The sequence below is a fragment of the Pseudomonas sp. R1-43-08 genome (assembly GCF_003852255.1).
GTDB lineage: Bacteria > Pseudomonadota > Gammaproteobacteria > Pseudomonadales > Pseudomonadaceae > Aquipseudomonas.
Genome location: NZ_CP027734.1, coordinates 297,433 through 321,373, shown reverse-complemented (window position 1 = coordinate 321,373; position 23,941 = coordinate 297,433). Strand labels below are relative to the sequence as shown.

The following is a 23,941-nucleotide window of genomic DNA, read 5'->3' as shown; positions in this document are numbered from 1 at the left end:
CGGGGGCAAGCCCCCTCCCACATTGGATCACCTACATATTCCAGAAAGAAATATAAATAATGATTTATATTATTTTCAAGTCTTAAAAACCGCCTTTATCATCGCGCCGAAGGCGAAGACGCGCACCGCGCTTTAAGGCAGGATACGGCTACTGCGTCACCGGCTTCGCTCACCATAAAAAACCACAGGGGCTCTTCATGACTATTTCTGTATTGCGTCGCACATTGCTGGTCGGCACATTGGGCTTGGCGCTCGGCGCAGGCATGCTTGGCCAGGCGGTCGCCGGCGAGCAACTGAACACCATCAAGAAAGCCGGCGAGATCAAGATCGGCCTGGAAGGCACCTACCCACCGTTCAGCTTTGTCGATGAAAGCGGCAAGCTCAGCGGCTTCGAGGTGGAGCTGTCCGAGGCGCTGGCCAAGGAGCTGGGCGTCAAGGTCAAGCTGCAAGCCACGCCATGGGACGGCATCCTCGCCGCCCTGGAATCCAAACGCCTGGACGCCGTGGTCAACCAGGTGACGATTTCCGAAGAGCGCAAGAAGAAGTATGACTTCTCCAAGCCCTACACCATTTCCGGTATCCAGGCGCTGACCCTGGCGAAGAATGTCGACAGCATCAAGACCGCCGACGACCTGGCCGGCAAGAAAGTCGGGGTGGGCCTGGGCACCAACTACGAACAATGGCTCAAGGAAAACCAACCCAAAGCCATCATCAAGACCTACAACGACGACCCGACCAAATTCCAGGACCTGCGCATCGGCCGCATCGACGCGATCCTGATCGACCGCCTGGCCGCTCTGGAATACGCCAAGAAAGCCAAGGACACCGCCGCTGCCGGCGACGCCTTCTCGCGCCAGGAAGCCGGTATTGCCCTGCGCAAGGGCGAGCCTGAACTGCTCGACGCGGTAAACAAGGCCCTCGACAAGCTGCGCGCCGACGGCACCTTGAAGAAGTTGTCCGAGAAGTACTTCAACGCTGACGTCACTCAATAATGGAAGCAGGTTTCCAACTCGCGCTGGACTCCGCGCCCTTTCTGCTCAAGGGCGCGTATTACACGGTGATCCTCAGCCTGGGCGGGATGTTTTTCGGCCTGCTGCTGGGCTTCGGCCTGGCGTTGATGCGCCTGTCGCGCTTCAAGCTGCTGAGTTGGACGGCGCGGGTCTACGTGTCGTTCTTTCGCGGCACGCCGTTGCTGGTGCAACTGTTCCTGATCTACTACGGCTTGCCGCAAGTGGGCATCGAGCTGGACCCGATCCCGGCCGCCATGATCGGCTTTTCGCTGAACATGGCCGCCTACGCCTGTGAAATCCTGCGGGCCGCCATCGCGTCCATCGAGCGTGGCCAGTGGGAAGCCGCCGCGAGTATCGGCATGACCCGTGCGCAGACGTTGCGCCGGGCCATCCTGCCGCAAGCCATGCGCACGGCCTTGCCGCCGCTGGGCAACAGTTTCATTTCGCTGGTCAAGGACACGGCGCTGGCTGCCACTATCCAGGTGCCCGAGCTGTTCCGCCAGGCGCAACTGGTCTCGGCGCGCACCTTCGAAATTTTCACCATGTATCTGTCCGCAGCCCTGATCTATTGGATCCTGGCGAGCATCCTGGCGCATCTGCAAAATCGTCTGGAAGACCGGGTCAACCGGCACGACCTGGAGTCTTGAAGCATGATCGTGGTTGAAAAGCTGACCAAACAATTCAACGGCCAGGTGGTGCTCAACGGTATCGACCTGGAGGTCAAGGCCGGCGAAGTCGTGGCCATCATCGGCCCCAGCGGTTCCGGCAAGACCACCTTCCTGCGCTGCCTGAATTTTCTCGAAGAACCCACCAGCGGCCGCATCAAGGTGGGCGACATCGAGATCGACAGCAGCAAGCCACTCAACCAGCAACAGGGCCTGGTGCGACGCCTGCGCCAGCACGTCGGTTTTGTCTTCCAGAACTTCAACCTGTTCCCCCACCGCACCGCGCTGGAAAACGTCATCGAAGGCCCGATCGTGGTCAAGAAGATGCCACGCGAGGCGGCGACCGAACTGGGCCGCAAGCTACTGGCCAAAGTGGGCCTGGCGGGCAAGGAGGCGGCTTATCCTCGGCGCTTGTCCGGTGGGCAGCAACAGCGTGTGGCGATCGCTCGGGCGCTGGCCATGGAGCCGGAGGTCATCCTGTTCGACGAACCCACCTCGGCCCTCGACCCCGAACTGGTGGGTGAAGTGCTGGCGACCATCCGCAGCCTGGCCGAAGAAAACCGCACCATGGTGATCGTCACCCACGAGATGAGCTTTGCCCGGGATGTGGCCAACCGTGTGATCTTTTTCGACAAGGGCGTGATCGTCGAACAGGGTGAAGCCAAGGCGCTGTTCGCCAATCCCAGGGAAGAACGCACCCAGCAGTTCCTGAGCAAGTTTCTCGCCCATTGACCCAGTTTTTTGTGGCGAGCCGGCTTGCTCGCCACAAAAAGCCGCTCCTACACCGAAACGCCATTGCTGCCGGTAAAACACCACGCTGCGCCCCTCTTGGAATACCCCTTCCAGTCAGACCCTTCTGAATATCCTCCAACCCGCCGTTTAGCCTTTTGCCGCCATTGACGCCCCCGGCCCAACCCTCTTATCTAGCGTCCAGAGGATTGGATCCTATCCCGGCTACTCACTGAATCGTTCTTTCGGCCCCTTTGCGCACCCGCGCCCAGGCCCGGAACGATTGCTGCTGGCTGCATCAAGGAGATCACTTATGACGCACACTACAACCCCGGCCATGCTGACCGCACCCACCCTGCCCCAAGCCGTTCGAAACGGCATCAGTGCCCACGCGGCTGCCCAATTGCAGGTCGACATCGCACCTTACCCCGGCATGGAAGAAGGCGACCTGATCGAGCTGTTCTGGAACAACTGCTTTGCCGCCTCACGCCGGGTGACCGCCGGCAAAATCGGCACGCCTACCCACCTGCGAGTGCCGGAAAGTTTTGTACAGGATGGCCCGGCGCGGGTGCATTACCAGATCATGCAGATCGGCCACGGCCCGGCGCGCTCGGCCACCACCCAGGTCCGGGTCAAAACCAATTACCCGGGCGGCGCGCCGTCGGCCCTGTACAGCGACGAAAACCAGAACCTCGCGCCGGTCAGCCTGCCCGAGACCATTCGCCGCCAGGGCGTCAACAGTCGCCAGGTGCAACGCGGAATTCCGCTGAGCATCGAGCCTTACGCGAACATGGCCAGTGGCGATGCCATCACGTTGCGCTGGGGTGACGTGCGCATGGACCTGCCGAACATCCAGGCCAGGGACGTCGGCCTGGCGGTGCAGGTCTGGGTGCCTTCGACAGTCATTATCGAAGGCGGTGACGACTGCCGCCTGGAGGTGACGTACTGCATCCTGGACCGCGTCGGCAACAATTCGCGCTGGGCGCCAGCCCGCACCTTGCGCATCGCCGCCTGGGTTCCCACGCCCCTTGGTGCAGCCAAGGACGTGTATCAACCTCGCCCTTTCGGCTCTCCCTGCGAACCGGGGTGACGCGCCTTCTATGCATATTCCTAAAAGTTAGTTTATTTAAAAAATAAACACGCTTAGGGTATATGCACCGGACCACCGGACATTCCTGATTGTTTTGTTTTTATTTCATTGAATGCGAGGTCGGTATGGTCAGAATTACCCCGGTGCATAACGCCAGGGCATTACGTGCAGCCAAGGAGCGGCGCTGATGTCTAACTTGGCTCTAACACCCCTCCAGAGTGATCTGGACGTAGCCCCACTGTTGTTGCCGGCCACGGTGCTGCGCAACGACGCCCAGGCGCTGAGCGCCGCCCATGAGCTGGCCGACGCCGCGCGCCTGCAAGCCGCCAAGCGCGACCAGCAACGCCAATTGCCCTGGGCGCAGGTCGAACAGTTCACCCGCAGCGGCCTGGGCAGCATTTCCATTCCCCGTGAGTACGGCGGCCCGCAGGTTTCATTCGTCACCCTGGCCGAGGTCTTCGCGATCATCAGCGCGGCCGACCCGGCCCTGGGGCAGATCCCGCAGAACCATTTCGGCATCCTGCACCTGTTGCAAAACACCGCCAGCGAGCGCCAGAAAAAGCAGCTGTTCCAGAGCGTGCTCGACGGTTGGCGCATCGGCAATGGCGGCCCGGAACGCGGCACCAAAAATACCCTGGAGCTCAAGGCGCGTATCACTGCCGAGGGTGACGGCTACGTGGTCAGCGGCCAGAAGTTCTACTCCACCGGCGCTCTGTTTGCCCACTGGGTGGCCATCAAAGCGCTCAACGACGACGGCAAGCAAGTCATGGCGTTCGTGCGCCGTGGCAGCGAAGGGCTGCGCATCGTGGATGACTGGTCGGGCTTTGGCCAACGCACCACTGCCAGCGGCACCGTGCTGCTTGACCGGGTACCGGTGGACGCAGAACTGGTGGTGGACAACTGGCGCCTGGGCGAAAGCCCGAATATCCAGGGTGCCGTCTCGCAATTGATCCAGGCGGCCATCGACGCCGGCATTGCCCGTGGCGCCCTGGACGACACCATCGCCTTTGTACGTGAACGCTCGCGCCCGTGGATCGACGCCAAGGTCGAACGGGCCAGCGACGACCTGTATGTGATCGCGGACATCGGCAAGCTGAAAATCGAACTGCACGCCGCCGAGGCGCTGTTGCGCAAGGCCGGCCAGGTGCTGGACCAGGTCAGCGCTGCGCCGATCACCGCGCAGTCCGCTGCACGCGCCTCGATCGCCGTCGCCGAAGCCAAGGTACTCACGACCGAGGTGGCGTTGCAGGTCAGCGAAAAACTCTTCGAGCTGGCCGGCAGCCGCGCCACCCTCGCCGAATTCAACCTTGACCGGCACTGGCGCAATGCGCGGGTCCACACGCTGCATGACCCGGTGCGCTGGAAGTATCACGCCATCGGCGCCTATCGCCTGAACGGCACTTTGCCGGCTCGCCATTCCTGGATCTGACCGACCAGACATCTGGAGAACATCATGACTTTCTCTCACCCCGTCGCGGTCATCACCAGCGACGAACAAGCCCTTATTGTCGCCAGCGACCTGGCTGAGGACTTGCGCCGCGACAGCGCCCAGCGCGACCGCGAGCGCCGCCTGCCGCTGGCCGAGCTAGACGCCTTTTCGCGCTCCGGCCTGTGGGGCATCAGCGTGCCCAAGGAATACGGCGGTGCTGGCGTGTCCAACGTCACCCTGGCCAAGGTCATCGCGCTGATTGCCCAGGCCGACGCGTCCCTGGGCCAGATCCCGCAGAACCACTTCTATGCCCTTGAAGTGCTGCGGGTCAACGGCAACCCCGAGCAGCAGCAGCGCCTGTACGCCGAGGTCCTGGCCGGCCAGCGCTTTGGCAACGCCCTGGCCGAGCTGGGCACCAAGACCGCCCACGACCGTGTGACCAGGCTCACGCGTGATGGCGAGGGCTTTCGCATCAGCGGGCGCAAGTTCTACGCCACCGGTGCGATCTACGCCCAGCGCATCCCCACCTCGGTGGTGGATGAACATGGGGTTCAGCAACTGGCCTTCGTGCCCCGCGACAGCGCGGGCCTGAGCGTGATTGACGACTGGAGCGGCTTCGGCCAGCGCACCACCGGCAGCGGCTCAGTGGTGTTCGACAACGTGTGGGTGGCGGCGCAGGACGTGGTCCCGTTCCAGAGCGCTTTCGAACGCCCGACCACCGTCGGCCCCTTGGCGCAGATTCTTCATGCCGCCATCGACACCGGTATCGCCCGCGCCGCCTTCGAAGACGCGCTGCATTTTGTGCGCACCAAGACCCGTCCCTGGATCGACTCGGGCAGCGACAAGGCCACTGATGACCCGCTGACCTTGAAGAGCTTCGGCCACTTGAGCATTCGCCTGCACGCCGCCGAAGCGCTGCTGGAGCGCTCGGGCGAATTCCTCGACCGTGCCCAGGCCGACAGCAATGCCCAGACCGTCGCGGCCGCCTCCATCGCCGTCGCCGAAGTACGCGCCTTGAGCACCGAAATCTCCCTGGCCGCCGGCAGCACGCTGTTCGAACTGGCCGGCAGCCAGGCGACCCTGGCCGAGCATGGCCTGGATCGCCACTGGCGTAACGCGCGGGTGCACACCCTGCATGACCCGGTGCGCTGGAAATACCACGCGGTGGGCAATTACTACCTCAACGATGAAAACCCGCCGCTGCGGGGGACTATCTGATGAGCAAGAAAAAAATCCTGCTCAATGCCTTCAACATGAACTGCATCGGGCATATCAACCACGGTTTGTGGACCCATCCACGGGACACGTCCACCCAGTACAAGACCCTCGAGTACTGGACTGACCTGGCAAAAATCCTCGAGCGCGGGCTGTTCGACGGTTTGTTTATCGCCGATATCGTCGGCGTGTATGACGTGTACCAAAAGTCCATCGACGTGCCGCTCAAGGAAGCAATCCAGTTGCCGGTCAACGACCCGCTCCTGCTGGTTTCGGCAATGGCGGCCGTCACCCGGAACCTCGGCTTCGGCCTCACTGCCAACCTGACCTACGAGCCGCCGTATCTGTTCGCCCGGCGCATGTCCACCCTCGACCACCTGAGCCGGGGCCGGGTGGGTTGGAACATCGTCACCGGCTACCTCGACAGCGCCGCCAAGGCCATGGGGCTGACCGAACAGGTCGAGCATGACCGCCGCTATGACCAGGCCGATGAATACCTGGAGGTGCTGTACAAACTCTGGGAAGGCAGCTGGGAGGATGACGCGGTGGTCAACGATCCCCAGGCGCGGGTGTATGCGCAGCCGGGCAAGGTGCACAAGGTGGAACATCACGGCGAGTTCTATCAGGTGGAGGGCTATCACCTGTGCGAGCCATCGCCGCAGCGTACGCCGGTGCTGTTCCAGGCCGGCAGTTCGGACCGTGGCCTGCAGTTCGCCGGGCGCCATGCCGAGTGCGTGTTCATCAGCGGGCAGAACAAGGCCGCGACCCGAATCCAGGTGGACAAGGTGCGCGCCAGCGCGGTGGAGGCCGGGCGCAATCCGGATGACATCAAGGTGTTCATGGGCCTGAACGTGATCGTCGGCGCGACCGAGGAACTGGCCTGGGCCAAGCACGCCGAGTACCTCAGCTATGCCAGCGCGGAGGCCGGCGTGGCGCACTTTTCGGCGTCCACGGCGATCGACTTTTCCGAGTACGAACTGGATGAACCGATCCAGTACGTGAAAAGCAACGCCATCCAGTCGGCGACCAAGAACCTGCAGAACAACGACTGGACCCGACGCAAATTGCTCGCGCAGCACGCCCTCGGTGGGCGCTACATCACGCTGGTGGGGTCGCCCGAGCAGGTCGCCGACGAACTGGAATCGTGGATCAGCGAAACCGGCCTGGATGGCTTCAACCTCACGCGCATCGTGACGCCGGAGAGCTATGTGGATTTCATTGATCTGGTGGTGCCGGAGCTGCAAAAGCGTGGGTCGTACAAGACTGAATATGAGCAGGGAACGTTGCGCGAAAAAGTCTTCCATGGCACTGCGCGTCTTCCCGAACAACACACCGGGTCTACCTACCGCCACTAACCCCTGTAGGAGCGAGCTTGCTCGCGAAGATCGTTAACGATAACGCGGTGCATCTGGTTTACCGAGGCGCCCTCAAGTTTTTCGCGAGCAAGCTCGCTCCTACAATTGGAAATTCATATGAAAAAAATAGTGCTCTCCCTGGCCTTCGGTTTGTTCAGCTCGGCCGTATTCGCCGCCGATGCGCCGTTGAAAGTCGGCACCACCGCCGCCTTCGCGATTCCCCTGGAAGCCGCCGTGGAAGAGGCCGGCAAACAGGGCCTGAAGGTCGAACTGGTGGAATTCACCGACTGGATCGCGCCGAACGTCAGCCTCGCCGCCGGCGATATCGATGTGAACTACTTCCAGCACATCCCCTTCCTGGAAAACGCCAAGGCCGCCGCCGGCTTTGACTTGGTGCCCTATGCGCCGGGCATCATCAACAACGTCGGCCTGTATTCGAAGAAGTACAAAAGCTTCAATGACCTGCCCGAAGGCGCCAGCGTGGCCATCGCCAACGACCCGATCAACAGCGGGCGCGGCCTGCAACTGCTGGCCAAAGCCGGGCTGATCACGCTCAAGCCGGGCGTGGGCTACAAGGCCACCGAAGACGACATCGTCAGCAACCCGAAAAAGATCAAGATCCTGCAGGTGGAAGCCGTGCAACTGGTGCGCGCCTATGACGACGCCGATCTGGTGCAGGGCTACCCGGCGTACATCCGCCTGTCCAAGACCTTCGATGCCGAGTCGGCGCTGCTGTTCGATGGCCTCGACCACCCGGAATACGTGATCCAGTTCGTGATCCAGCCCAAGAGCAAAACCGACCCGAGGGTGATCAAGTTCGTCGACATTTACCAGCACTCGCCGACGGTGCGCGCCGCCCTGGATAAATCCCTCGGCAAGCTCTACCAGGTCGGCTGGGACGATAAAAAATGACCGCTGCCAACGCCCAACTGCGCGACCTGGGCACATTGCCCAGGGACGCCGAGCAGACCGAACTGCATCCGGACTTCAACAGCGCCCATGTGCGTTTCATCAACCTGGGCAAAACCTATGACGGCACGGTGCATGCCCTACAAGGCATTGACCTGGCGATTGCGCGCGGCGAAGTGTTCGGCATCATCGGCCGCAGCGGCGCCGGCAAGTCGTCGCTGATCCGCACCATCAATCGCCTGGAACAACCCAGCAGCGGGCGCGTGCTGATCGATCAGGTGGATATCGGCAGCTTCGATGAAGACCGCCTGGTCGCGCTGCGCCGGCGCATCGGCATGATCTTCCAGCACTTCAACCTGATGTCGGCCAAGACCGTCTGGCAGAACGTCGAACTGCCGCTCAAGGTCGCCGGGGTGTCCAAGCCGCAACGTGAGCAGAAGGTGCGTGAGCTGCTGGAACTGGTGGGTTTGCAAGACAAGCACCAGGCCTATCCGGCGCAGCTCTCGGGCGGGCAGAAACAGCGCGTGGGCATCGCCCGTTCGCTGGTGCACGACCCCGAGATTTTGCTGTGCGACGAAGCCACCTCGGCGCTGGATCCGGAAACCACCCAATCGATCCTCGGCCTGCTGCGCGAGATCAACCGGCGCCTGGGCCTGACCATCGTGTTGATCACCCACGAAATGGCGGTGATCCGCGACATCTGCGACCGCGTGGTGGTGCTGGAGCATGGGCGCATCGTCGAGCAAGGCCCGGTGTGGCAAGTGTTCGGTAACCCGCAACACGAGGTGAGCAAGACCCTGCTGGCGCCGCTGCAACATGGGCTGCCGGAAGAACTGCAAAACCGTTTGCATACCCAGCCTGAATCGCCGGAAGCCGCCGTGGTGCTGCGCTTGCAGTTCACCGGCAGCGCCAGCGATGAACCCGACCTGGCCGCGCTGTTCAGTGCCCTCGGCGGCCGCGTGCGTCTGCTGCAGGGCGGTGTCGAACGGATTCAGGGGCATGCCTTGGGGCAACTGCTGCTGGCGGTGAATGGCTCGCCCCATAGCACCGAAGAACTGCGCAACCGCGCCGCGAACTGGGCACAACAGGTGGAGGTGCTGGGCTATGTGGTTTGATCGTTTAGTACAGGGCGCCATCGACACCTTGTTGATGGTCGGCGTGTCGTCGTTGATCGCCTTGCTGGTAGGGATTCCACTGGCGGTGTTTCTGGTCACCAGCGACAAAGGTGGCATCTACCAGGCACCGGCGCTGAACCGGGTGCTCGGGGCCTTCGTCAATCTGTTCCGCTCCATTCCGTTTCTGATCCTGATGGTGGCGCTGATCCCGTTCACGCGCCTGATCGTCGGCACCACCTACGGCGTATGGGCGGCAGTCGTGCCGCTGACCATCGCGGCCACGCCGTTCTTTGCGCGCATCGCCGAAGTCAGCCTGCGCGAGGTCGACCATGGCTTGATCGAAGCGGCGCAGGCCATGGGGTGCCGCCGCTGGCACATCATCTGGCACGTGCTGTTGCCCGAAGCGCTGCCGGGAATCGTCGGCGGGTTCACCATTACCCTGGTGACCATGATCAACTCGTCGGCCATGGCCGGGGCGATTGGCGCCGGTGGCTTGGGCGACATTGCGTACCGCTATGGCTACCAGCGCTTCGATACGCAGATCATGCTGACGGTGATTGTGCTGTTGGTGGTGTTGGTGGCGGTGATCCAACTCGGCGGGGATCGACTGGCGCGGGTGCTGAACAAGAGGTGAGGTATAGTCGGCGCATCCCAGCGCCCGGTATTGCCTGTCATGACCCTCAAGCCCGACGACCTTAACCAAATTACCGCCACCACCCTCGGCCATTACAACAAAGTGGCCGAAGACTTCCGCGAGGGCACCCGCGATCACGATGTGAGCCAGAACATCGACGCGTTGCTGCGGCACATCCAGGGCACGCCGCCGTTTACCGTGCTGGATTTTGGCTGCGGGCCGGGGCGGGATCTGCAGACCTTTACACGCCTGGGGCATATCGCCGTGGGGCTCGATGGTTCCGAGCGGTTTGCGCAGATGGCGCGGAACGACAGTGGCTGCGAGGTGTTGCAGCAGGACTTCCTCAAGCTGGACCTGCCCGACGGGCGCTTCGATGGGGTGTTTGCCAATGCGGTGCTGTTTCATATTCCCAAGCAGGAATTGCCCCGGGTCCTCAAGCAACTGCATGGCACGTTGAAGCCTGGGGGCGTGCTGTTCAGCTCCAACCCTCGCGGTGACAACCAGGAAGGCTGGAATGGGCCACGGTATGGGTCTTATCACGATCTGGAGGCCTGGCAGGCATTGCTGACAACGGCGGGGTTTGTGGAGTTGGAGCACTATTACCGGCCGGCGGGATTGCCTCGGGAACAGCAGCCTTGGTTGGCCAGCGTTTGGCGTCGGGTTTAAGTGATGTATTGCTTGGGCTGACGCTATCGGGGGCAAGCCCCCTCCCACATTTGGAATGCATTCCCCTGTGGGAGGGGGCTTGCCCCCGATGACGGACTGATGGACGCCGCTACTCCACCTGATACACCACCGATTTCTCATCCAACACCGCTGTCACACTCCTTGCCGCAAACTCCTCTCTCGACCCGGTGGAAAAATTCGCCACCAGCCGCGTGCCATCGGCAAACGTGGTTTCCTGCACCTGCCGATCCGCCGTCAGCCAACGAAACCCGGTCATCGCCTGGGTTGCCAGGCGCTCATGCAGGGGACGGAAAAATCGGTCCTGGCGCTGGATCAACGGCAGCCGTTCCTTGAGCGTCGCAGCACTCAGGTGATACAGCGGCGGTACGTTATAGAGCAACTGCGTCAGCTCATTTTCAGCCCGCACATTGCTCAGTTTGAGACTATCGAACAGCCAGTGATGGGTGGTGATCACCGAGCCATGGAACACCGCCTGGTACAGCGGCAGGCGCAGCGTCGGATCGAAGTAGAGCGTGCGAAACGGCTCGTTCAGCGGCACCGACTTGAAGAACACCGCCGGTTGCTCCGGCGGATACCAGTTGCCCACGTAGTAGGGCGACTGTTTGTCCTGAGTCATGTCGCGATCCCCCCAGCCCAGCACCGGGGTTTGCATGCCATGGGCGAACAGGATCCCCTGGGCGGTGATGGCGTTGCCGTCTTCGGAGCCTGTCGGCAATTGCAGCGTGGTGTTCAGCCAACGGGACGCATCGATATTGCCTTCAGCGTTTTGCGCCTGGGTCATCGGTGCGCTGTCGCGGTAACTGTCGAGCAGCATGCTGGTAGCGTACGCATCGAGAAACCAGGCGTTGAAGCCGGCCCTGGCCTGTACGGCTTTCACCCGCGCTTCCAATAACGGCCGCACACAGCGCGGATCGGTGTAGTGGCCGGACCGCTGGAAGCCAGTCTTGAGCCGGCCGTCCTTCAATACAATGGCGCAGTCGCGGTAGGCCTTGCTGCCCAGGTGGGCGGTGGTCCAGTCGGGATTTTCGGTGGCGGACAACGCGGTTTGATAGGAGTCGTAGGGCGCCATCAGGTAGCCCGCGTCGACACCGGCGCGGATGGTTTCGGGGTGCCACAGGCCGCCTTCCCAGCCTTCGCCCAGGGTCAACATCAAGCGTGGCAGCCCGGCGTCGCGCAGTGTCTGTACTACCTTGCTGCCCCAGGTGTCGGGGCTACCGCCGAGGGCACCGGCAAAATCCACGGCCAGTTCGCGACGCAACTCACCGTAGCGGGCGGCAAGACGGGTCATATCGGGCTCGTCCACCTGCCAGCTCTGCCGGGCCTTCTGGTTGATCGCCGCGTTGAGGCCGCGCAACAGCACGGTTTGCTCGTAGCGATTCAACCTGCGCGGCTGCGCCAGCAGCGCTGCGGAGTCCTTGTCCAACAGGCCCTTGAGCGCATGATCGCGCAAGCGCTTGAGCAACAGCGGCCAATCACGCACATCCTCCAGCGCCAGCAGGTCATTGCCCCACAGGTAGGCATGGCTGGCGCCCAGCAGTTTTTGCGCGCCCGGCGTATGTCGCAGCTTGACCTCCAAGGGTTCGTAACGGTCCTGTTCGACCATCCATTGGCGATAGCGCTTGGCGCCGGCCAACGGGTCGCTTTCGCCCAGGTGCAACAACAGGGTCATGGGCGCGGCAGGTGCGAGCGACGTGAACTCATGGGCCAACGACAACGCCTGGCCTTGCCAGCGCAGGCGGTTGTTGTAGGGATTGGTCAGCAGCCAGTTCAAGGTGAAGGCGCCGTGATCGACACCCCACAGCGGCAGGCTGAGGTCCTGGGTGGTGTTGATATCGCCCTGCGCCACCAGGAAATCGCTCCACAGGGCATTGCCGGCCGGCACGTAATGCCCTTCGGCCAACGGCCACATAAACCCCTTGCCCAGGGCGCTCGCCGGCTGCACAAGGATCGGCAGTTCACCGTCTTCCCGCGCCCTGATCGACAGCAGCAGGTCGCGCTGCTCAAGGCTGGCAGTCACGCGATAGGCACCGTCGTCCCATTGCCAACTGACCTGTTGATCGTTTTGTGCGAGTTGACTGACGGCGCGGGCCGATACGCCTTGGGAGGCTTGAACCTCGGGTTGGCCGCTGGGTGTCACACGGATGGCGAGGGTGGCCGGGTCGAGTTCGACTCGCCACAACGGGTTTTCCAGTACGGTGCTGGCAAAGGCCAGGGGCGACAGGAAGCAGCAGAGCAGCAAGGTATGACGCAGACGGTTCATGGCAGGCGACCGTTGAGAGGTGGAGGCCGGAGGGTAAAACACTCAACGGGGTGACCAGGGCAACACCCGTCGCTTCCGGAAGTTTCCCACGTCTCAAAGATCGTTCCCACGCTCCGCGTGGGAATGCGGCCCGTGACGCTCCGCGTCACCTGTGCGCAGTAGCCGAAATTTGCAGCGCTTGGCGGGACGCGGAGCGTCCCAGGAGGCGTTACCACGCGGAGCGTGGGAACGATCAGCCCCGCTCACATTTTTAACCGCGTTCTTCCTGCTGTGGCTCGCGGATCTTGTACCAGGCCACATATAGCGCCGGCAGGAACAACAGCGTCAGCAAGGTGGCGATGATGATCCCGCCAATCATCGCGTAGGCCATCGGCCCCCAGAACACTTCCCGCGCAATCGGGATCATGCCCAGGCTCGCCGCCGCCGCCGTGAGCAGGATCGGCCGGCGCCGATGCTCGGTGGCCTCCACCACGGCGTCCCACGGTGTGTAGCCGGCCACTTCATATTCGTGGATTTGCGTCACCAGGATCACCGAGTTGCGGATGATGATGCCGATCAGCGCGAGGATACCGAGGATCGCCACAAAGCCCATGGGCGTGCCCGTGGGAATCAGCGCCAGCACCACGCCAATCAGCCCCAGCGGCGCGACACTCGCCACCAGGAACATCTTCTGCACGCTGTGCAGCTGGATCATCAGGAACGTCGCCATCAGGAACAGCATCAACGGCACCACGCTGGCAATCGGGCCCTGGGCCTTGCCGCTTTCTTCCACGGTGCCGCCGGTGGCGACTTTGTAACCCACCGGCAGGCCGTCGCTGAACTTCTGAATAGTCGGCGCCAGCTGCTTGACCAGGTCGGTCGGCTGCATCTCGTCGCGCACCGCGGCCTTGATGGTGATGGTCGGCTTGCGGTCGCGACGCCACACCAGCGGCTGCTCCAGCTCGTAGCGCACGGTGGCGAAGGCCAGCAACGGAATCGAGGTGCCGTTGGGCGTGACGATCTGCAGGTTCTGCAAAGTTTCCGGCGTACCGCGTTCGGCGTCTTCGGCGCGGCCGACCACGTTTATCAGGTAAATGTCGTCGTGCACCTGGGTCACCGAGGCGCCGCTGACCACGCTGTTCATCAACTGCGCCACGTCTTCCGACGACAGCCCCAGTTGCCGCGCCTTGTCCTGGGCGATGTCGACGCGCAGCACTTTGCCCGGCTCGTTCCAGTCGTAGATGATCTCGCCCAGGTGGGTGTTCTGGTCGAGCAGGGTCGCCAGTTCGATGGCGTGCTTGCGCACCTGGTCGGTGTCTTTGCCGGACACGCGATACTGGATCGGTCGTCCCACCGGCGGGCCCATTTCCAGCGGTTGCACGAAACTGCCGATGCCGACGAAGTCATCGCGCAGGCGCTTCTGCAGGCGCGCAATCAGGGCACCACGCTCTTCCAGGCCCTTGCTGACGATCACCAACTGCGCGTAGTAGGGGTTTTCCAGTTGCTGGTCCAGGGGCAGGTAGAAACGGATCGCGCCCTGGCCGATATAGGTGCTCCAGCGCGTAATGTCAGGGTCGTCCTTGATGATCGCTTCCAGACGGTCGACCGCCTTGCGTGTCTCGTTGATCGAGGCGTTTTGCGGCAGGTTGAGGTCGACGAGGATTTCCGGGCGATCCGACGACGGGAAGAACTGGTTCTGCACAAACTGCATGGAGAACACCGACGCCACAAACAGGCCCACGGTGATGCCAATGGCCCACCAGCGATTACGCATGGCCCACAACATGCCGCCATTGAACGCGCGGCCGATGCGCCCCGGCTCGGCACTATGGGGCTTCACATTGGCGCTGAGGATATGCACGCCGATCACTGGCGCAAACAGCACCGCCACCACCCACGACACCAGCATCGCCACGGCGATGACCGCGAACAAGGTGAACGTGTACTCACCCGCCGAACTCGCGTTGAGGCCAATCGGCACGAAACCGGCGACGGTCACCAGCGTGCCGGTGAGCATCGGGAAGGCCGTGGAGGTGTAAGCGTAGGTCGCCGCCTGCTCCTTGGTTTCGCCTTTTTCCAGGCGTGTGATCATCATTTCCACGGTGATCATCGCATCGTCCACCAACAGGCCGAGGGCGATGATCAACGCGCCCAACGACACCCGCTGCATGGTGATGCCGCTGTATTCCATGAACACGAACACCAGCGCCAGCACCAACGGAATCGAGCACGCCACCACCAGCCCGGCACGCATGCCCAGGCTGATAAAGCTCACCACCAGCACGATGATCACCGCTTCGAACAGCGCGCTGGTGAAGCCACCGACCGCCTCTTCCACCACTTCGGCCTGGTCCGAAACCTTGTGCACACCGACGCCCACCGGCAGGTCGGCGGTCAGCTCATCCATGCGCCCGTGCAGCGCCTTGCCGAACGACTGGATATTGCCGCCCTTTTGCATCGCAATCGCCAGGCCAATCGCCGGCTTGCCGTTGAAACGGAACATCGGCCGTGCCGGGTCGACGTAGCCCCGGCTGATGTCGGCAATGTCGGCCAGGCGATAGAAGCGGTCATTCAGGCGCAGGTTGACGTTGGCGAGGTCCTTCTCCGAGGCGAACTGCCCCGAGGTGCGCACGGAAATCCGCTCCGGCCCGGCCTCGATCACGCCGGCGGGGGTCACGGCATTCTGCGATTGCAGGCTTTGCACGACCTGGCGCTGATCGATGCCCAGGGCCGCCAGCTTGCGTGTGGAAAAATTCAGGTAAATCACTTCGTCCTGCTGGCCGATCATCTCGACCTTGCCCAGCCCCGGCACCGAGCGGATTTCGGCGCGCACCTGCTCCACGTAGTCGCGCAACTGGCGCATCGACAGGCCATCGCCGGTAAAGGCGTACACCGAGCCGAACACATCACCAAATTCGTCGTTGAACGACGGCCCCTGCAAGCCCTGGGGGAAGGTGCCGCGAATATCGTCGATCTTCTTGCGAACCTGGTACCAGATCTCCGGGATGGCCTTGGCGCTGGTGGTGTCCTTGAGGAACACGAACACCGTGGATTCGCCCGGCCGGGTGTAGCTCTTCACATAATCGAGGGAGTCGAGTTCCTCGAGTTTTTTCTCGATGCGGTCAGTGACCTGCTTGAGGGTTTCTTCCTGGGTCGCGCCCGGCCAGCGGGTCTGGATGACCATGGTCTTGATGGTGAACGAGGGGTCTTCCTCGCGGCCCAGGTTCATGTACGAAAACACGCCCATCAGCAGCGCGACGAACATCAGGTACCAGACGAAGGACTGATGCTTGATGGCCCAGTCGGATAAGTTGAAGCTTCCTTTCATCGCGGGCTGGCCTCGTCGATTTTGACTTTCTGCCCGGGTTTCAGGCTGTTCACACCGGCGGTGACGACGCGCTCGCCGGGCTTGATGCCAGCGTTGAGCACTGCGCTGTCGACGTCACGGCTGACAACCGTGACGTCACGCGGTTGCACCGTCTGGCTCTGGGGGTCGAGCAGCCAGATGCGGGTCTTGCCATCGACTTCCTGCAAGGCGCTCAACGGCAGCTCGATACGCGGCGCGATGGCACTGCTCAAGGTCACGCTGATGGCGGTGCCCAGGCGAAACGCGGCGGGCGTGTCAGTCAGGCTCAAGCGTGCTCGACGGGTGCGCGTGGCGCTTTGGGCCTGGGGCTCGATCTCGCGCACGATGGCGGTGGTGTGCACGCTGGGGTCCAGTTGCCCGGCCACCAGGAACACCACATCCGCCGGCAAGCGCTCGGCGAGGCCGGCGGGCAGGTCGATCACCGCTTCCTTGATGTCCGGGCGGGCCAGGGTCACCACTTGCTGGCCGGCGCTGACCACCTGGCCGGCCTCGGCGTTCCAGGCGGTGACGATGCCGGCGTGGTCGGTGCGCAGTTCGGCGTAGTTGAGCTGGTCCTTGGCTTGATTGACCGAGGCGCGGGCCTGGTCGAGGGTGGCCTGGGTGGTTTTCAGGTCAGTCTGGGCCACGTCCAACTGCGCCTGGGCGCCGACGCCACGGTCGAACAGCTCTTGCTGGCGGCGGGCATTGGCCTGGGCATTGATGAACTGTGCCTGCACCCGCGCCAGGTCACCCTGGGCGGCGCGCAATTGGTTCTGCTGGTCGGTGGGGTCGAGGACGGCGAGCAAGGCGCCCTTCTCTACCTCGGCGCCCACGTCCACGGCGCGGCGGGCGATACGGCCCGGTACACGGAAACCCAGGTTACTTTCGTAGCGGGCCTGAATGGTGCCGGCAAAACGACCGAGGTGTGCCTGGTCTTCGGCCTTCACCTCCATGGACAACACCGGGCGCACCGGTTCGGGCGGCGCGTCTTCCTTGGAGCAGGCCACCAGCAACAGGCCGGCGGCGAGGATCACCGTCAGGTGCTTCATGGCTGGGCTCCTTGCTGGGCGATTTCGACGAGCATGCCGGGGTGCAGCAATTGCCCACCGGCCACCACGACTTTTTCGCCGCCTTTAAGGCCGTCGCCGATGATCACTTTGCCGGTGAGGTACCTCGCCACCGTGACCTTGTGCAGTTGCGCCTTGCCGTCGCCGTCTACCAGCCACACGGCGGGTTCGCTGAGGTCCTTGGTCAAGGCCGACCACGGCAACTCGATGCTGGCCTTGGCCGGGCCATTGGCGGTGGCGCTCACCACCGAGCCCAGTTCCATGCCTTTGGGCAGGCTTTGCAGGGCAATCTTCACTTGCACGGTGCCGGTATTGGCGGCCACGGCAGGGGTGACTTCGCGGACTCTGCCCACTGTCTTGATGCTCGGGTTATCCAGCAGGCTGACGGTGATCGGCGCGTCCGGCGGCGGCTCCACCAGCAGGGATTCGTAAACGTTGAACACCGCGTCGCGTTCGCCATCGCGGGCCAGGCTAAAGATCGGCACGGTGGCTTGTACGACCTGGCCGACTTCAGCCTGGCGCGCGGTGATAATGCCCGGCGCATCGGCGACCAGCGCGGTGTAGCCCAGTTGTTCACGGGCATTGGCCAACTGCGCCTGGGCGGCGGCCAGGGCGCTTTGGCTGCTGCGCAACGCGGCCTGGGCGGCGTCGTATTCGCTGCGGCTGGTGTAGCCCTTGGGCAAGAGTTTTTCCTGGCGCACGAAGGCGGCGGCGGTTTGCTTGACCCGCGCCTGCTCGGCCACGACCTGGGCCTGGGCGGAATCGACGTTGGTCTGCAGGTCCTTGGGGTCGAGCTTGGCCAGCACTTGCTTGGCTGTCACCCGATCACCGACGTCGGCCAGGCGCTGGATGATCTTGCCACCCACCCGAAAGGACAAATCGGTTTGCACCCGCGCCTGGACATCCCCGGTCAGCGTGACCGCTGCGGCGAAATCCGCCGGCTGCACGGTTTGCACGAACACCCGCGAATGGGCCTTGGGCTCGGCCTTTTCCTGGCCACAACCGCCCAGCAGCGTCAGTAAGCCAAGCCCGAATAAAAATGTGGAAATGCGACCGCCCATGCAGGCTCCTTTTGCGTGATGCCGACGTGCCAGTGTGTATGCGACTGTGAGCTTAGATCAGGGTTCCTTATCTGCATGGAGGATCCCATACTTCAATGGTTCCCCTACCGACTCAATTGCCATGCTCAAGACCCTCGCGGTGGCCTATTACCGCTCGATCAATAAATTGGTGGTGCCCCTGGGCCGCTTGAATCTGGTGACAGGCCCCAACGGCAGCGGCAAGTCCAACCTGTATCGCGCCCTGCGCCTGCTGGCCGAAACCGCCCAGGGCGGGGTGATCAATGCCCTGGCCCGGGAAGGCGGGCTGGACTCGACGTTCTGGGCCGGGCCGGAAACCATCAGCCGGCGCATGCACAGCGGTGAAGTGCCGGTGGAGGCTGTCGTGGCCCAAGGTGTCAAACGCTTGTTGTGCTGGAGAAGGTGCTGGGGAGACGCGGATTGTGGGGCAAGGGATGCTGGATGCGCCGGCGTGGCAATGGCCGGAATAGAGGGTGACTGCACAGGCCTCATCGGGGGCAAGCCCTAATGCCAGTCAGTTAAGGCTTTTTGTAGGAGCGAGCTTGCTCGCGAAGAACTCAGAGCCCCCGCGTTTATTCAGAATGAACGCGTTGCCTAGACGTTTTTCGCGAGCAAGCTCGCTCCTACAGTGGAGCACTTTCGCTTAACTGAATGGCATTAGGGCAAGCCCCCGATAGCGGCAGAACAGCCAACACAAAAGCCAGGCCTCAGCCCTGCCACTTCCCGCCTTCAACAATCACACTCTCAGGCTTGGTGTCATCGCTCAGCTCTTTACGCACATATTGGTCATAGAGCTTGAGCAAGAACTTCTCTTCGCCCAACTTGGCCAACTCGGCATTCACCCAGTCGCGCAGTTCGATATTGCCCTTCTTCACCGCCGGGGCAATCGGTGCTTCGTCACCGAGCTTCTGCTCCAGCACGCGGTAGCCGGGGTTCTGCTTGGCCCAGCTGAACAGCACCAGGTTGTCCTGGGCGTAGGCATCGCCACGGCCGGCCGACAGCGCTTGCAGCGACTCGGAGTTTTTCTCGAACTTGAGCAGCTTCCAGTCCGGGTGGTTCTTGGTCAACCAGATGTCGGCGGTGGTGCCGGTGGTGACGATGGTGGTGCGGGTGGCCAGGTCATCCAGGTTCTTGACCGGGCTGTCGTTCGGCACCAGCGCCTGTACCGCGACTTTCAGGTTGGGGTTGGTGAAGTCCACCGCTTCCTTGCGCTCAGGGGTCACGGTCATGTTGGCGAGGATCAGGTCGACTTTGTCGCTTTGCAGGAACGGGATACGGCTGGCCGGCTCCACCGCGACGAACTCGACTTTGTTTTCATCGCCCAACAGGTCCTTGGCGAATTGGCGGCCGATGTCGGTATCGAAACCGACGTAGCGGCCGGCTTCGTTGACGAAGCCGAACGGCGGCTTGTCGGTGAAGACGCCGACGATCAGCTTGTCGCGGGCCTTGATCTTATCGATGGCACTCACCGCGCTGGCGGCAGGTTTGGCAGGCTCTTCGGCCTTCTTGTCGCAGCCGGCCAGTAACGCGACGGCAAACAGTGGCAGCAGTAACTTTTTCATAGCAGCTCCGGTTCCTTGATCTTTCTGGGCAGTGTTGAAACAAAGGAGAACTTCTCCAGGAACTGCTGCGCGCGTGCGGTTTGCGGGTTCGTAAAGAATGCCTCGGGGGTGTTGTGTTCGAGGATGCGACCGGCCTCCATAAACACCACGCGGTCGGCGACGGCGCGGGCGAAGGCCATTTCGTGGGTGACAATCAGCAGGGTCATGCCGTCGCGGGCCAGGCCCTGGATGACTTCCAGCACTTCCTTGACCATTTCCGGGTCGAGGGCGGCGGTGACTTCGTCAAACAGCATGACCTGAGGGTTCATGCACAGCGAACGGACGATGGCGATGCGTTGCTGCTGGCCGCCGGAGAGCTGGCGTGGGAAGGCGTCGCGCTTGTCGGCCAGGCCCACGCGCGCCAGCAGTTTTTCCGCCTGCTCACGCGCTTCACGCGGGTCGCGCTTTTGCACCTTCAAGGGGCCGAGCAGAATGTTGTCGAGCACGCTCATGTGCGGGAACAGGTGGTAGCTCTGGAACACCATGCCGATGTCCTGGCGCACCTGGCGCCAGTCGGTATGTTTTGCCAACAGCTCGTTGCCGGCGAACCGCAAGTGTCCGCTGTGAGCCACTTCCAAGCCATTGAGGCAGCGCAGCAAGGTGCTTTTGCCGCAACCGCTGGGACCGAGGATCACCACCACTTCGCCGCTGTGCACGCTCAGGTCGATGCCCTTGAGCACCTGCTGTTCGCCGAAGAATTTGTTGAAACCCTGAAACTCGATCAATGCGCTCATGCTTGGGCCCAGCGCCGTTCCAGCACCTTGGAGGCGGCCGACAACGGGTAGCAGATAAAGAAGAAAAACAGGAACAGCGCGCCGTAGATCAGCACCGACTCATAGGTGCGCTCGATGATTTGCTGGCCGACCTTGATCACATCCACTACGCCGATCAGCACGGCCAGGGAGCTGGTCTTGATGATCCGCGTGTAGACATTGATGGTCGGCGGCGTCATGCGTTTCAGGGCCTGGGGCAGCAGCACGTAGCCGTACAGCTGCGGGTCGGACAGCCCGATCGACAAGCCGGCTTCGCGCTGGCCACGGGGCAGCGAATGCAAGGCGCCGCGCACCACTTCGCCGACTTCGCTGGCGCCCCACAACGACAACACCAGCACCGCACACCAGAAACTGGGGATGCTCAGGCCGAAGAAGATCGGCAGGCCGAAAAACAACAGGTACAGCCAGACCAGCACCGGAATGGCGCGAAACAGTTCCAGGTAAACCCGCAGCAGCGCATTGATCACGCGGTTGTCCAAGGTGCGCAATACGCCATACAACACGCCGCCGACCGTGCTGAAGGCGATGCTCAAGAACGAAATCGACAGGGTTTGCGCAGCGCCCTTGCCCAGTTGCGGCAACGACACCCATAACAATTCAAGACCCGAACTGGCCATGCTGGAGCCTCCTTTCCAAGCGGCTGAGCAACAGCGACAACGGCAAGAACAGCAGCACGCAGATCAGCGTCAATACGGCGAGCATTTCGTAGGTCTTGTAGTAGAGCGCGATGTAGCTCTTGGTGGTGTAGAGAATCTCCGGCACCGCCACAGCGGAAACCACCGTGGTCTCCTTGAGCAGAAAGATGAAATTGGCGAACAGCGCCGGCAGGCTGAGGATGCCGGCCTGGGGCAGAATCACATGGCGCAGCAGCTGCCAGTCGGACAGGCCGATGGACTTGCCTGACTCGATCTGCGCCGTTGGCACCGCTTCCACACCGGCGCGCAGCACTTCGGTGAGGTAGGCGCCGCCGAGGAAGGTCATGGTGATGATCGCCGCCCAGAACCCGGAAATATTCAAGCCCAGGGCCGGCAGCGCGAAATACACGAAGAACAGTTGAATCAGCAGCGGCGTGTTACGCGCAAGCTCCACATACAGCGCCACCAGCCGCGACAGATAGGGCGTGCGAAACACCAGCAGCGCCGCGTTGATCAGCGCCACCAGCAAGGAGGTGGCAATGGCGATCAGACCCACTTGCAGCGTCACCCCGACCGCTTTGAGAAACGCCGGCAGGGTGCTGAGGATAAATGCGAAATCGAAGGTCATGTGCAGTCCAAATCGCCGCATGGGTAATGCCGCGAGCGCAGTCCGTTCCGGCGTGGATAACGTCGGGTAGCGCGAACTTTAAAGGTATAAAAAGCAAAGTTTAAATACCGAAATAGCATATTGATATCACCCAAATAGCTAACCTATTGGGGGATTGCCTAACCGAGCGCAAGACGTGAACGCGTCGATAAAAAAGCCCCGCCGACAGGCGAGGCTCTCAACACTATTTAGCCCCTCTTCAGCGCGTCGGGCTGGCCGCCACCGGCCATTGCTTTGGTAGCGCTGTTTTGCTGCTCTTCGGTCTCAAAATTGACGTAGTTGTCGGGGAATTTGAAATGGGAATCCACGAGCTTCCAGTACTCTTCGTTTTGCGGCTTTGCTTTGTCCCATATTCGATCAGCCAGAGAGCGGGCGTCGCTGCGCACCAGATCCGGCTGCCCCTTCGCTTGCTGTATCACTTTGTCGACGTGCCCGCGTAATGCATTGGGGCCGGTGGTTTCAATAGTGCTTTTATTCGGGCGACTGAAGTAACGGTCACCGCCGTACTCATTGCCCTTCATGGAACGGTAGTTGTTGCCGATGTCATCAATCAGGCTGGACAGCATCGCACTCTGGGCATGGCTGGAAAATAAGGCGTTGGCGAAATAAGGGGTGGCGCTGCCCTTTGCGTCATTTTTGCCTTCAGCCATGCCGACCAGCATTAAATCGGGATGGGCATGCAGTGCGCCATCGAGGGGTCGTACGCTCTCCAGATCAATATCCGTATAAGTGCCCGCATAACGATTGACGATTTCATAACGTGCCACGTCCGAGGCTGCAGCATAGCCACCGTTGCGTCCGATAATTTCGTGTTGATACACGTCTTTGTTCTGTAATCGAATGTCCGAGGGATTGCTCAGGTCACGAATCTGAATGTTCTTTTGATCGGCAAACCGCTCTTTTAAACTCGTCAGCGTACTGATATCACGGGGAGGGTTACTCGCATAACGGTCCCAGGATTTTGTCGTCTGGTCCAGAATCACGGCTTCTGCTTGATAAAACTTATCGTCGGTGCGCTGCGCGTAACGCTCAAATCGGTCAAGTACCTGCCGAGCGTTAGCAGCGGTCACGTTTCCACCTTCGGGCAGCAGTAGCGCTTTCAACTGTTTGTTACTTGAGGCAGACAGCTCTTTGTTCAACTCGCTGATGACTTGTGACTGTTCTGCAGGTTTACGCTGCCTGGGAGATTCCGTAGTCACTTTGAGCTGGCTGAATAAACCGCGAATGGGACGCTCTGATTGATAGCCTGGATAAATAGCTTCCGCCTTTGCCTGCGCGGACTTATTCGTGGCGTAAGCATCAAATTGAGTGGAATCCACCCAAAGCGTGACTTCATGGTTAGGGTTCTTGGCTGCCCACTGACGCAAGTATTCATCCTGCTTGACGCTTGGTTCCGAGCCCACCCACACCATATGGATATTGTTCGGGACGGGCTTGAATTCGCTTAGAGGGTAGGTGGATTCAAAGCTCTTAGGGCTCTGGGGCTGGGCCGCTACCGGACTCATGCTTGGGGAGGTGGTGAGCAGTTGATGCGAAGAGACATGCTGAGTCATAACTATTGGCTCCAAAAAGCTGACAACACTTGCCGGCGCCTCCATGCGTTAATTCCTTCATCGACTCCAAGCCTGCGGGTAAAAAAACAAAAAAACAAAGATACAAATGTAAGATTATTTAAGAAACATAAGCCGGCAATTCA

20 protein-coding genes and 2 pseudogenes are annotated in these 23,941 nt (G+C 61.7%); 13 read left to right on the top strand and 9 right to left on the bottom strand.

Translation table 11 applies throughout. The annotated features are described in order from the left end of the window. Positions 1 to 197 precede the first annotated feature (197 nt). The 12 genes and pseudogenes from tcyJ (at position 198) to C4J87_RS01215 (ending at position 10,817) form a co-directional block, all read left to right on the top strand. Positions 198 to 992 carry a cystine ABC transporter substrate-binding protein gene (gene tcyJ, locus C4J87_RS01270; RefSeq protein ID WP_124365417.1) on the top strand — a complete coding sequence of 265 codons (795 nt, stop codon included), beginning with the start codon at positions 198 to 200 and terminating at the stop codon, positions 990 to 992. Further along, on the top strand, positions 992 to 1,657 hold the full coding sequence (tcyL, locus tag C4J87_RS01265) for a cystine ABC transporter permease (RefSeq protein ID WP_003187646.1): 666 nt from the start codon (positions 992 to 994) through the stop codon (positions 1,655 to 1,657). The genes tcyJ and tcyL overlap by 1 nt, the downstream gene beginning before the upstream one ends. 3 nt (positions 1,658 to 1,660) lie before the next feature. Then, a complete protein-coding gene (tcyN, locus tag C4J87_RS01260) occupies positions 1,661 to 2,407 on the top strand; it encodes an L-cystine ABC transporter ATP-binding protein TcyN (protein WP_124360781.1) in 747 nt (248 codons plus the stop codon). 310 nt (positions 2,408 to 2,717) lie between these two features. Next, complete coding sequence (locus C4J87_RS01255; RefSeq protein ID WP_124365416.1) at positions 2,718 to 3,494, top strand: hypothetical protein; 777 nt, start codon at positions 2,718 to 2,720, stop codon at positions 3,492 to 3,494. A gap of 187 nt (positions 3,495 to 3,681) precedes the next feature. Next, a complete protein-coding gene (locus C4J87_RS01250) occupies positions 3,682 to 4,923 on the top strand; it encodes an SfnB family sulfur acquisition oxidoreductase (RefSeq protein ID WP_124365415.1) in 1,242 nt (413 codons plus the stop codon). A gap of 24 nt (positions 4,924 to 4,947) precedes the next feature. Then, positions 4,948 to 6,141 (top strand): SfnB family sulfur acquisition oxidoreductase, encoded by a 1,194-nt coding sequence (locus tag C4J87_RS01245; protein WP_124365414.1) that lies wholly within the window; start codon positions 4,948 to 4,950, stop codon positions 6,139 to 6,141. Beyond that, a complete protein-coding gene (locus C4J87_RS01240) occupies positions 6,141 to 7,493 on the top strand; it encodes an LLM class flavin-dependent oxidoreductase (protein ID WP_124365413.1) in 1,353 nt (450 codons plus the stop codon). Before C4J87_RS01245 ends, C4J87_RS01240 begins: the two co-directional genes overlap by 1 nt. A 17-nt stretch (positions 7,494 to 7,510) precedes the next feature. After that, positions 7,511 to 7,600: pseudogene (locus C4J87_RS26235) on the top strand (outer membrane lipoprotein carrier protein LolA); the annotation flags it as partial. A gap of 10 nt (positions 7,601 to 7,610) precedes the next feature. Continuing rightward, on the top strand, positions 7,611 to 8,405 hold the full coding sequence (locus tag C4J87_RS01230; RefSeq protein ID WP_124365412.1) for a MetQ/NlpA family ABC transporter substrate-binding protein: 795 nt from the start codon (positions 7,611 to 7,613) through the stop codon (positions 8,403 to 8,405). Next, positions 8,402 to 9,517 (top strand): methionine ABC transporter ATP-binding protein, encoded by a 1,116-nt coding sequence (locus tag C4J87_RS01225; protein WP_124365411.1) that lies wholly within the window; start codon positions 8,402 to 8,404, stop codon positions 9,515 to 9,517. Before C4J87_RS01230 ends, C4J87_RS01225 begins: the two co-directional genes overlap by 4 nt. Next, positions 9,507 to 10,151 (top strand): methionine ABC transporter permease, encoded by a 645-nt coding sequence (locus C4J87_RS01220; protein ID WP_034117212.1) that lies wholly within the window; start codon positions 9,507 to 9,509, stop codon positions 10,149 to 10,151. Before C4J87_RS01225 ends, C4J87_RS01220 begins: the two co-directional genes overlap by 11 nt. A gap of 39 nt (positions 10,152 to 10,190) precedes the next feature. After that, complete coding sequence (locus C4J87_RS01215; protein WP_124365410.1) at positions 10,191 to 10,817, top strand: bifunctional 2-polyprenyl-6-hydroxyphenol methylase/3-demethylubiquinol 3-O-methyltransferase UbiG; 627 nt, start codon at positions 10,191 to 10,193, stop codon at positions 10,815 to 10,817. Positions 10,818 to 10,926: 109 nt separating this feature from the next. Here the strand turns inward: C4J87_RS01215 and C4J87_RS01210 are convergent, their stop codons facing one another. From C4J87_RS01210 to C4J87_RS01195, 4 genes are all read right to left on the bottom strand, one after another. Next, a complete protein-coding gene (locus C4J87_RS01210) occupies positions 10,927 to 13,098 on the bottom strand; it encodes a glycoside hydrolase (protein WP_124365409.1) in 2,172 nt (723 codons plus the stop codon). A 250-nt stretch (positions 13,099 to 13,348) separates the two neighbouring features. Continuing rightward, on the bottom strand, positions 13,349 to 16,405 hold the full coding sequence (locus C4J87_RS01205; protein WP_124365408.1) for an efflux RND transporter permease subunit: 3,057 nt from the start codon (positions 16,403 to 16,405) through the stop codon (positions 13,349 to 13,351). After that, positions 16,402 to 17,472: an efflux RND transporter periplasmic adaptor subunit gene (locus C4J87_RS01200; RefSeq protein WP_124365407.1), complete on the bottom strand. Its 1,071-nt coding sequence runs from the start codon at positions 17,470 to 17,472 to the stop codon at positions 16,402 to 16,404. The genes C4J87_RS01205 and C4J87_RS01200 overlap by 4 nt, the downstream gene beginning before the upstream one ends. Continuing rightward, positions 17,469 to 18,551 carry an efflux RND transporter periplasmic adaptor subunit gene (locus C4J87_RS01195; RefSeq protein WP_124365406.1) on the bottom strand — a complete coding sequence of 361 codons (1,083 nt, stop codon included), beginning with the start codon at positions 18,549 to 18,551 and terminating at the stop codon, positions 17,469 to 17,471. Before C4J87_RS01195 ends, C4J87_RS01200 begins: the two co-directional genes overlap by 4 nt. A gap of 121 nt (positions 18,552 to 18,672) precedes the next feature. Here C4J87_RS01195 and C4J87_RS01190 point away from each other — a divergent pair. After that, positions 18,673 to 18,957: pseudogene (locus C4J87_RS01190) on the top strand (AAA family ATPase); the annotation flags it as partial. Positions 18,958 to 19,276: 319 nt separating this feature from the next. Here C4J87_RS01190 and C4J87_RS01185 read toward each other — a convergent pair. From C4J87_RS01185 to C4J87_RS01165, 5 genes are all read right to left on the bottom strand, one after another. Continuing rightward, the gene (locus C4J87_RS01185; RefSeq protein WP_124365405.1) at positions 19,277 to 20,131 is read right to left on the bottom strand and encodes a transporter substrate-binding domain-containing protein; all 855 of its coding nucleotides are present in this window, start codon (positions 20,129 to 20,131) and stop codon (positions 19,277 to 19,279) included. Then, positions 20,128 to 20,904 carry an amino acid ABC transporter ATP-binding protein gene (locus C4J87_RS01180; protein WP_124365404.1) on the bottom strand — a complete coding sequence of 259 codons (777 nt, stop codon included), beginning with the start codon at positions 20,902 to 20,904 and terminating at the stop codon, positions 20,128 to 20,130. Before C4J87_RS01180 ends, C4J87_RS01185 begins: the two co-directional genes overlap by 4 nt. Further along, the gene (locus C4J87_RS01175; RefSeq protein ID WP_124365403.1) at positions 20,901 to 21,560 is read right to left on the bottom strand and encodes an amino acid ABC transporter permease; all 660 of its coding nucleotides are present in this window, start codon (positions 21,558 to 21,560) and stop codon (positions 20,901 to 20,903) included. Before C4J87_RS01175 ends, C4J87_RS01180 begins: the two co-directional genes overlap by 4 nt. Further along, positions 21,541 to 22,206: an amino acid ABC transporter permease gene (locus tag C4J87_RS01170; protein WP_124365402.1), complete on the bottom strand. Its 666-nt coding sequence runs from the start codon at positions 22,204 to 22,206 to the stop codon at positions 21,541 to 21,543. The genes C4J87_RS01175 and C4J87_RS01170 overlap by 20 nt, the downstream gene beginning before the upstream one ends. A 227-nt stretch (positions 22,207 to 22,433) precedes the next feature. Then, positions 22,434 to 23,798: a TcdA/TcdB catalytic glycosyltransferase domain-containing protein gene (locus C4J87_RS01165; protein WP_164487643.1), complete on the bottom strand. Its 1,365-nt coding sequence runs from the start codon at positions 23,796 to 23,798 to the stop codon at positions 22,434 to 22,436. Positions 23,799 to 23,941 lie beyond the last annotated feature (143 nt).

Coding starts and splice junctions, on each gene's coding strand:
- C4J87_RS01175 (WP_124365403.1), bottom strand. CDS start 21,560: ATGGCCAGTTCGGGTCTTGAATTGTTATGGGTGTCGTTGCCGCAACTG.
- tcyJ (WP_124365417.1), top strand. CDS start 198: ATGACTATTTCTGTATTGCGTCGCACATTGCTGGTCGGCACATTGGGC.
- tcyL (WP_003187646.1), top strand. CDS start 992: ATGGAAGCAGGTTTCCAACTCGCGCTGGACTCCGCGCCCTTTCTGCTC.
- C4J87_RS01180 (WP_124365404.1), bottom strand. CDS start 20,904: ATGAGCGCATTGATCGAGTTTCAGGGTTTCAACAAATTCTTCGGCGAA.
- C4J87_RS01225 (WP_124365411.1), top strand. CDS start 8,402: ATGACCGCTGCCAACGCCCAACTGCGCGACCTGGGCACATTGCCCAGG.
- C4J87_RS01195 (WP_124365406.1), bottom strand. CDS start 18,551: ATGGGCGGTCGCATTTCCACATTTTTATTCGGGCTTGGCTTACTGACG.
- C4J87_RS01205 (WP_124365408.1), bottom strand. CDS start 16,405: ATGAAAGGAAGCTTCAACTTATCCGACTGGGCCATCAAGCATCAGTCC.
- C4J87_RS01245 (WP_124365414.1), top strand. CDS start 4,948: ATGACTTTCTCTCACCCCGTCGCGGTCATCACCAGCGACGAACAAGCC.
- C4J87_RS01220 (WP_034117212.1), top strand. CDS start 9,507: ATGTGGTTTGATCGTTTAGTACAGGGCGCCATCGACACCTTGTTGATG.
- tcyN (WP_124360781.1), top strand. CDS start 1,661: ATGATCGTGGTTGAAAAGCTGACCAAACAATTCAACGGCCAGGTGGTG.
- C4J87_RS01185 (WP_124365405.1), bottom strand. CDS start 20,131: ATGAAAAAGTTACTGCTGCCACTGTTTGCCGTCGCGTTACTGGCCGGC.
- C4J87_RS01200 (WP_124365407.1), bottom strand. CDS start 17,472: ATGAAGCACCTGACGGTGATCCTCGCCGCCGGCCTGTTGCTGGTGGCC.
- C4J87_RS01165 (WP_164487643.1), bottom strand. CDS start 23,798: ATGACTCAGCATGTCTCTTCGCATCAACTGCTCACCACCTCCCCAAGC.
- C4J87_RS01215 (WP_124365410.1), top strand. CDS start 10,191: ATGACCCTCAAGCCCGACGACCTTAACCAAATTACCGCCACCACCCTC.
- C4J87_RS01230 (WP_124365412.1), top strand. CDS start 7,611: ATGAAAAAAATAGTGCTCTCCCTGGCCTTCGGTTTGTTCAGCTCGGCC.
- C4J87_RS01240 (WP_124365413.1), top strand. CDS start 6,141: ATGAGCAAGAAAAAAATCCTGCTCAATGCCTTCAACATGAACTGCATC.
- C4J87_RS01210 (WP_124365409.1), bottom strand. CDS start 13,098: ATGAACCGTCTGCGTCATACCTTGCTGCTCTGCTGCTTCCTGTCGCCC.
- C4J87_RS01250 (WP_124365415.1), top strand. CDS start 3,682: ATGTCTAACTTGGCTCTAACACCCCTCCAGAGTGATCTGGACGTAGCC.
- C4J87_RS01255 (WP_124365416.1), top strand. CDS start 2,718: ATGACGCACACTACAACCCCGGCCATGCTGACCGCACCCACCCTGCCC.
- C4J87_RS01170 (WP_124365402.1), bottom strand. CDS start 22,206: ATGACCTTCGATTTCGCATTTATCCTCAGCACCCTGCCGGCGTTTCTC.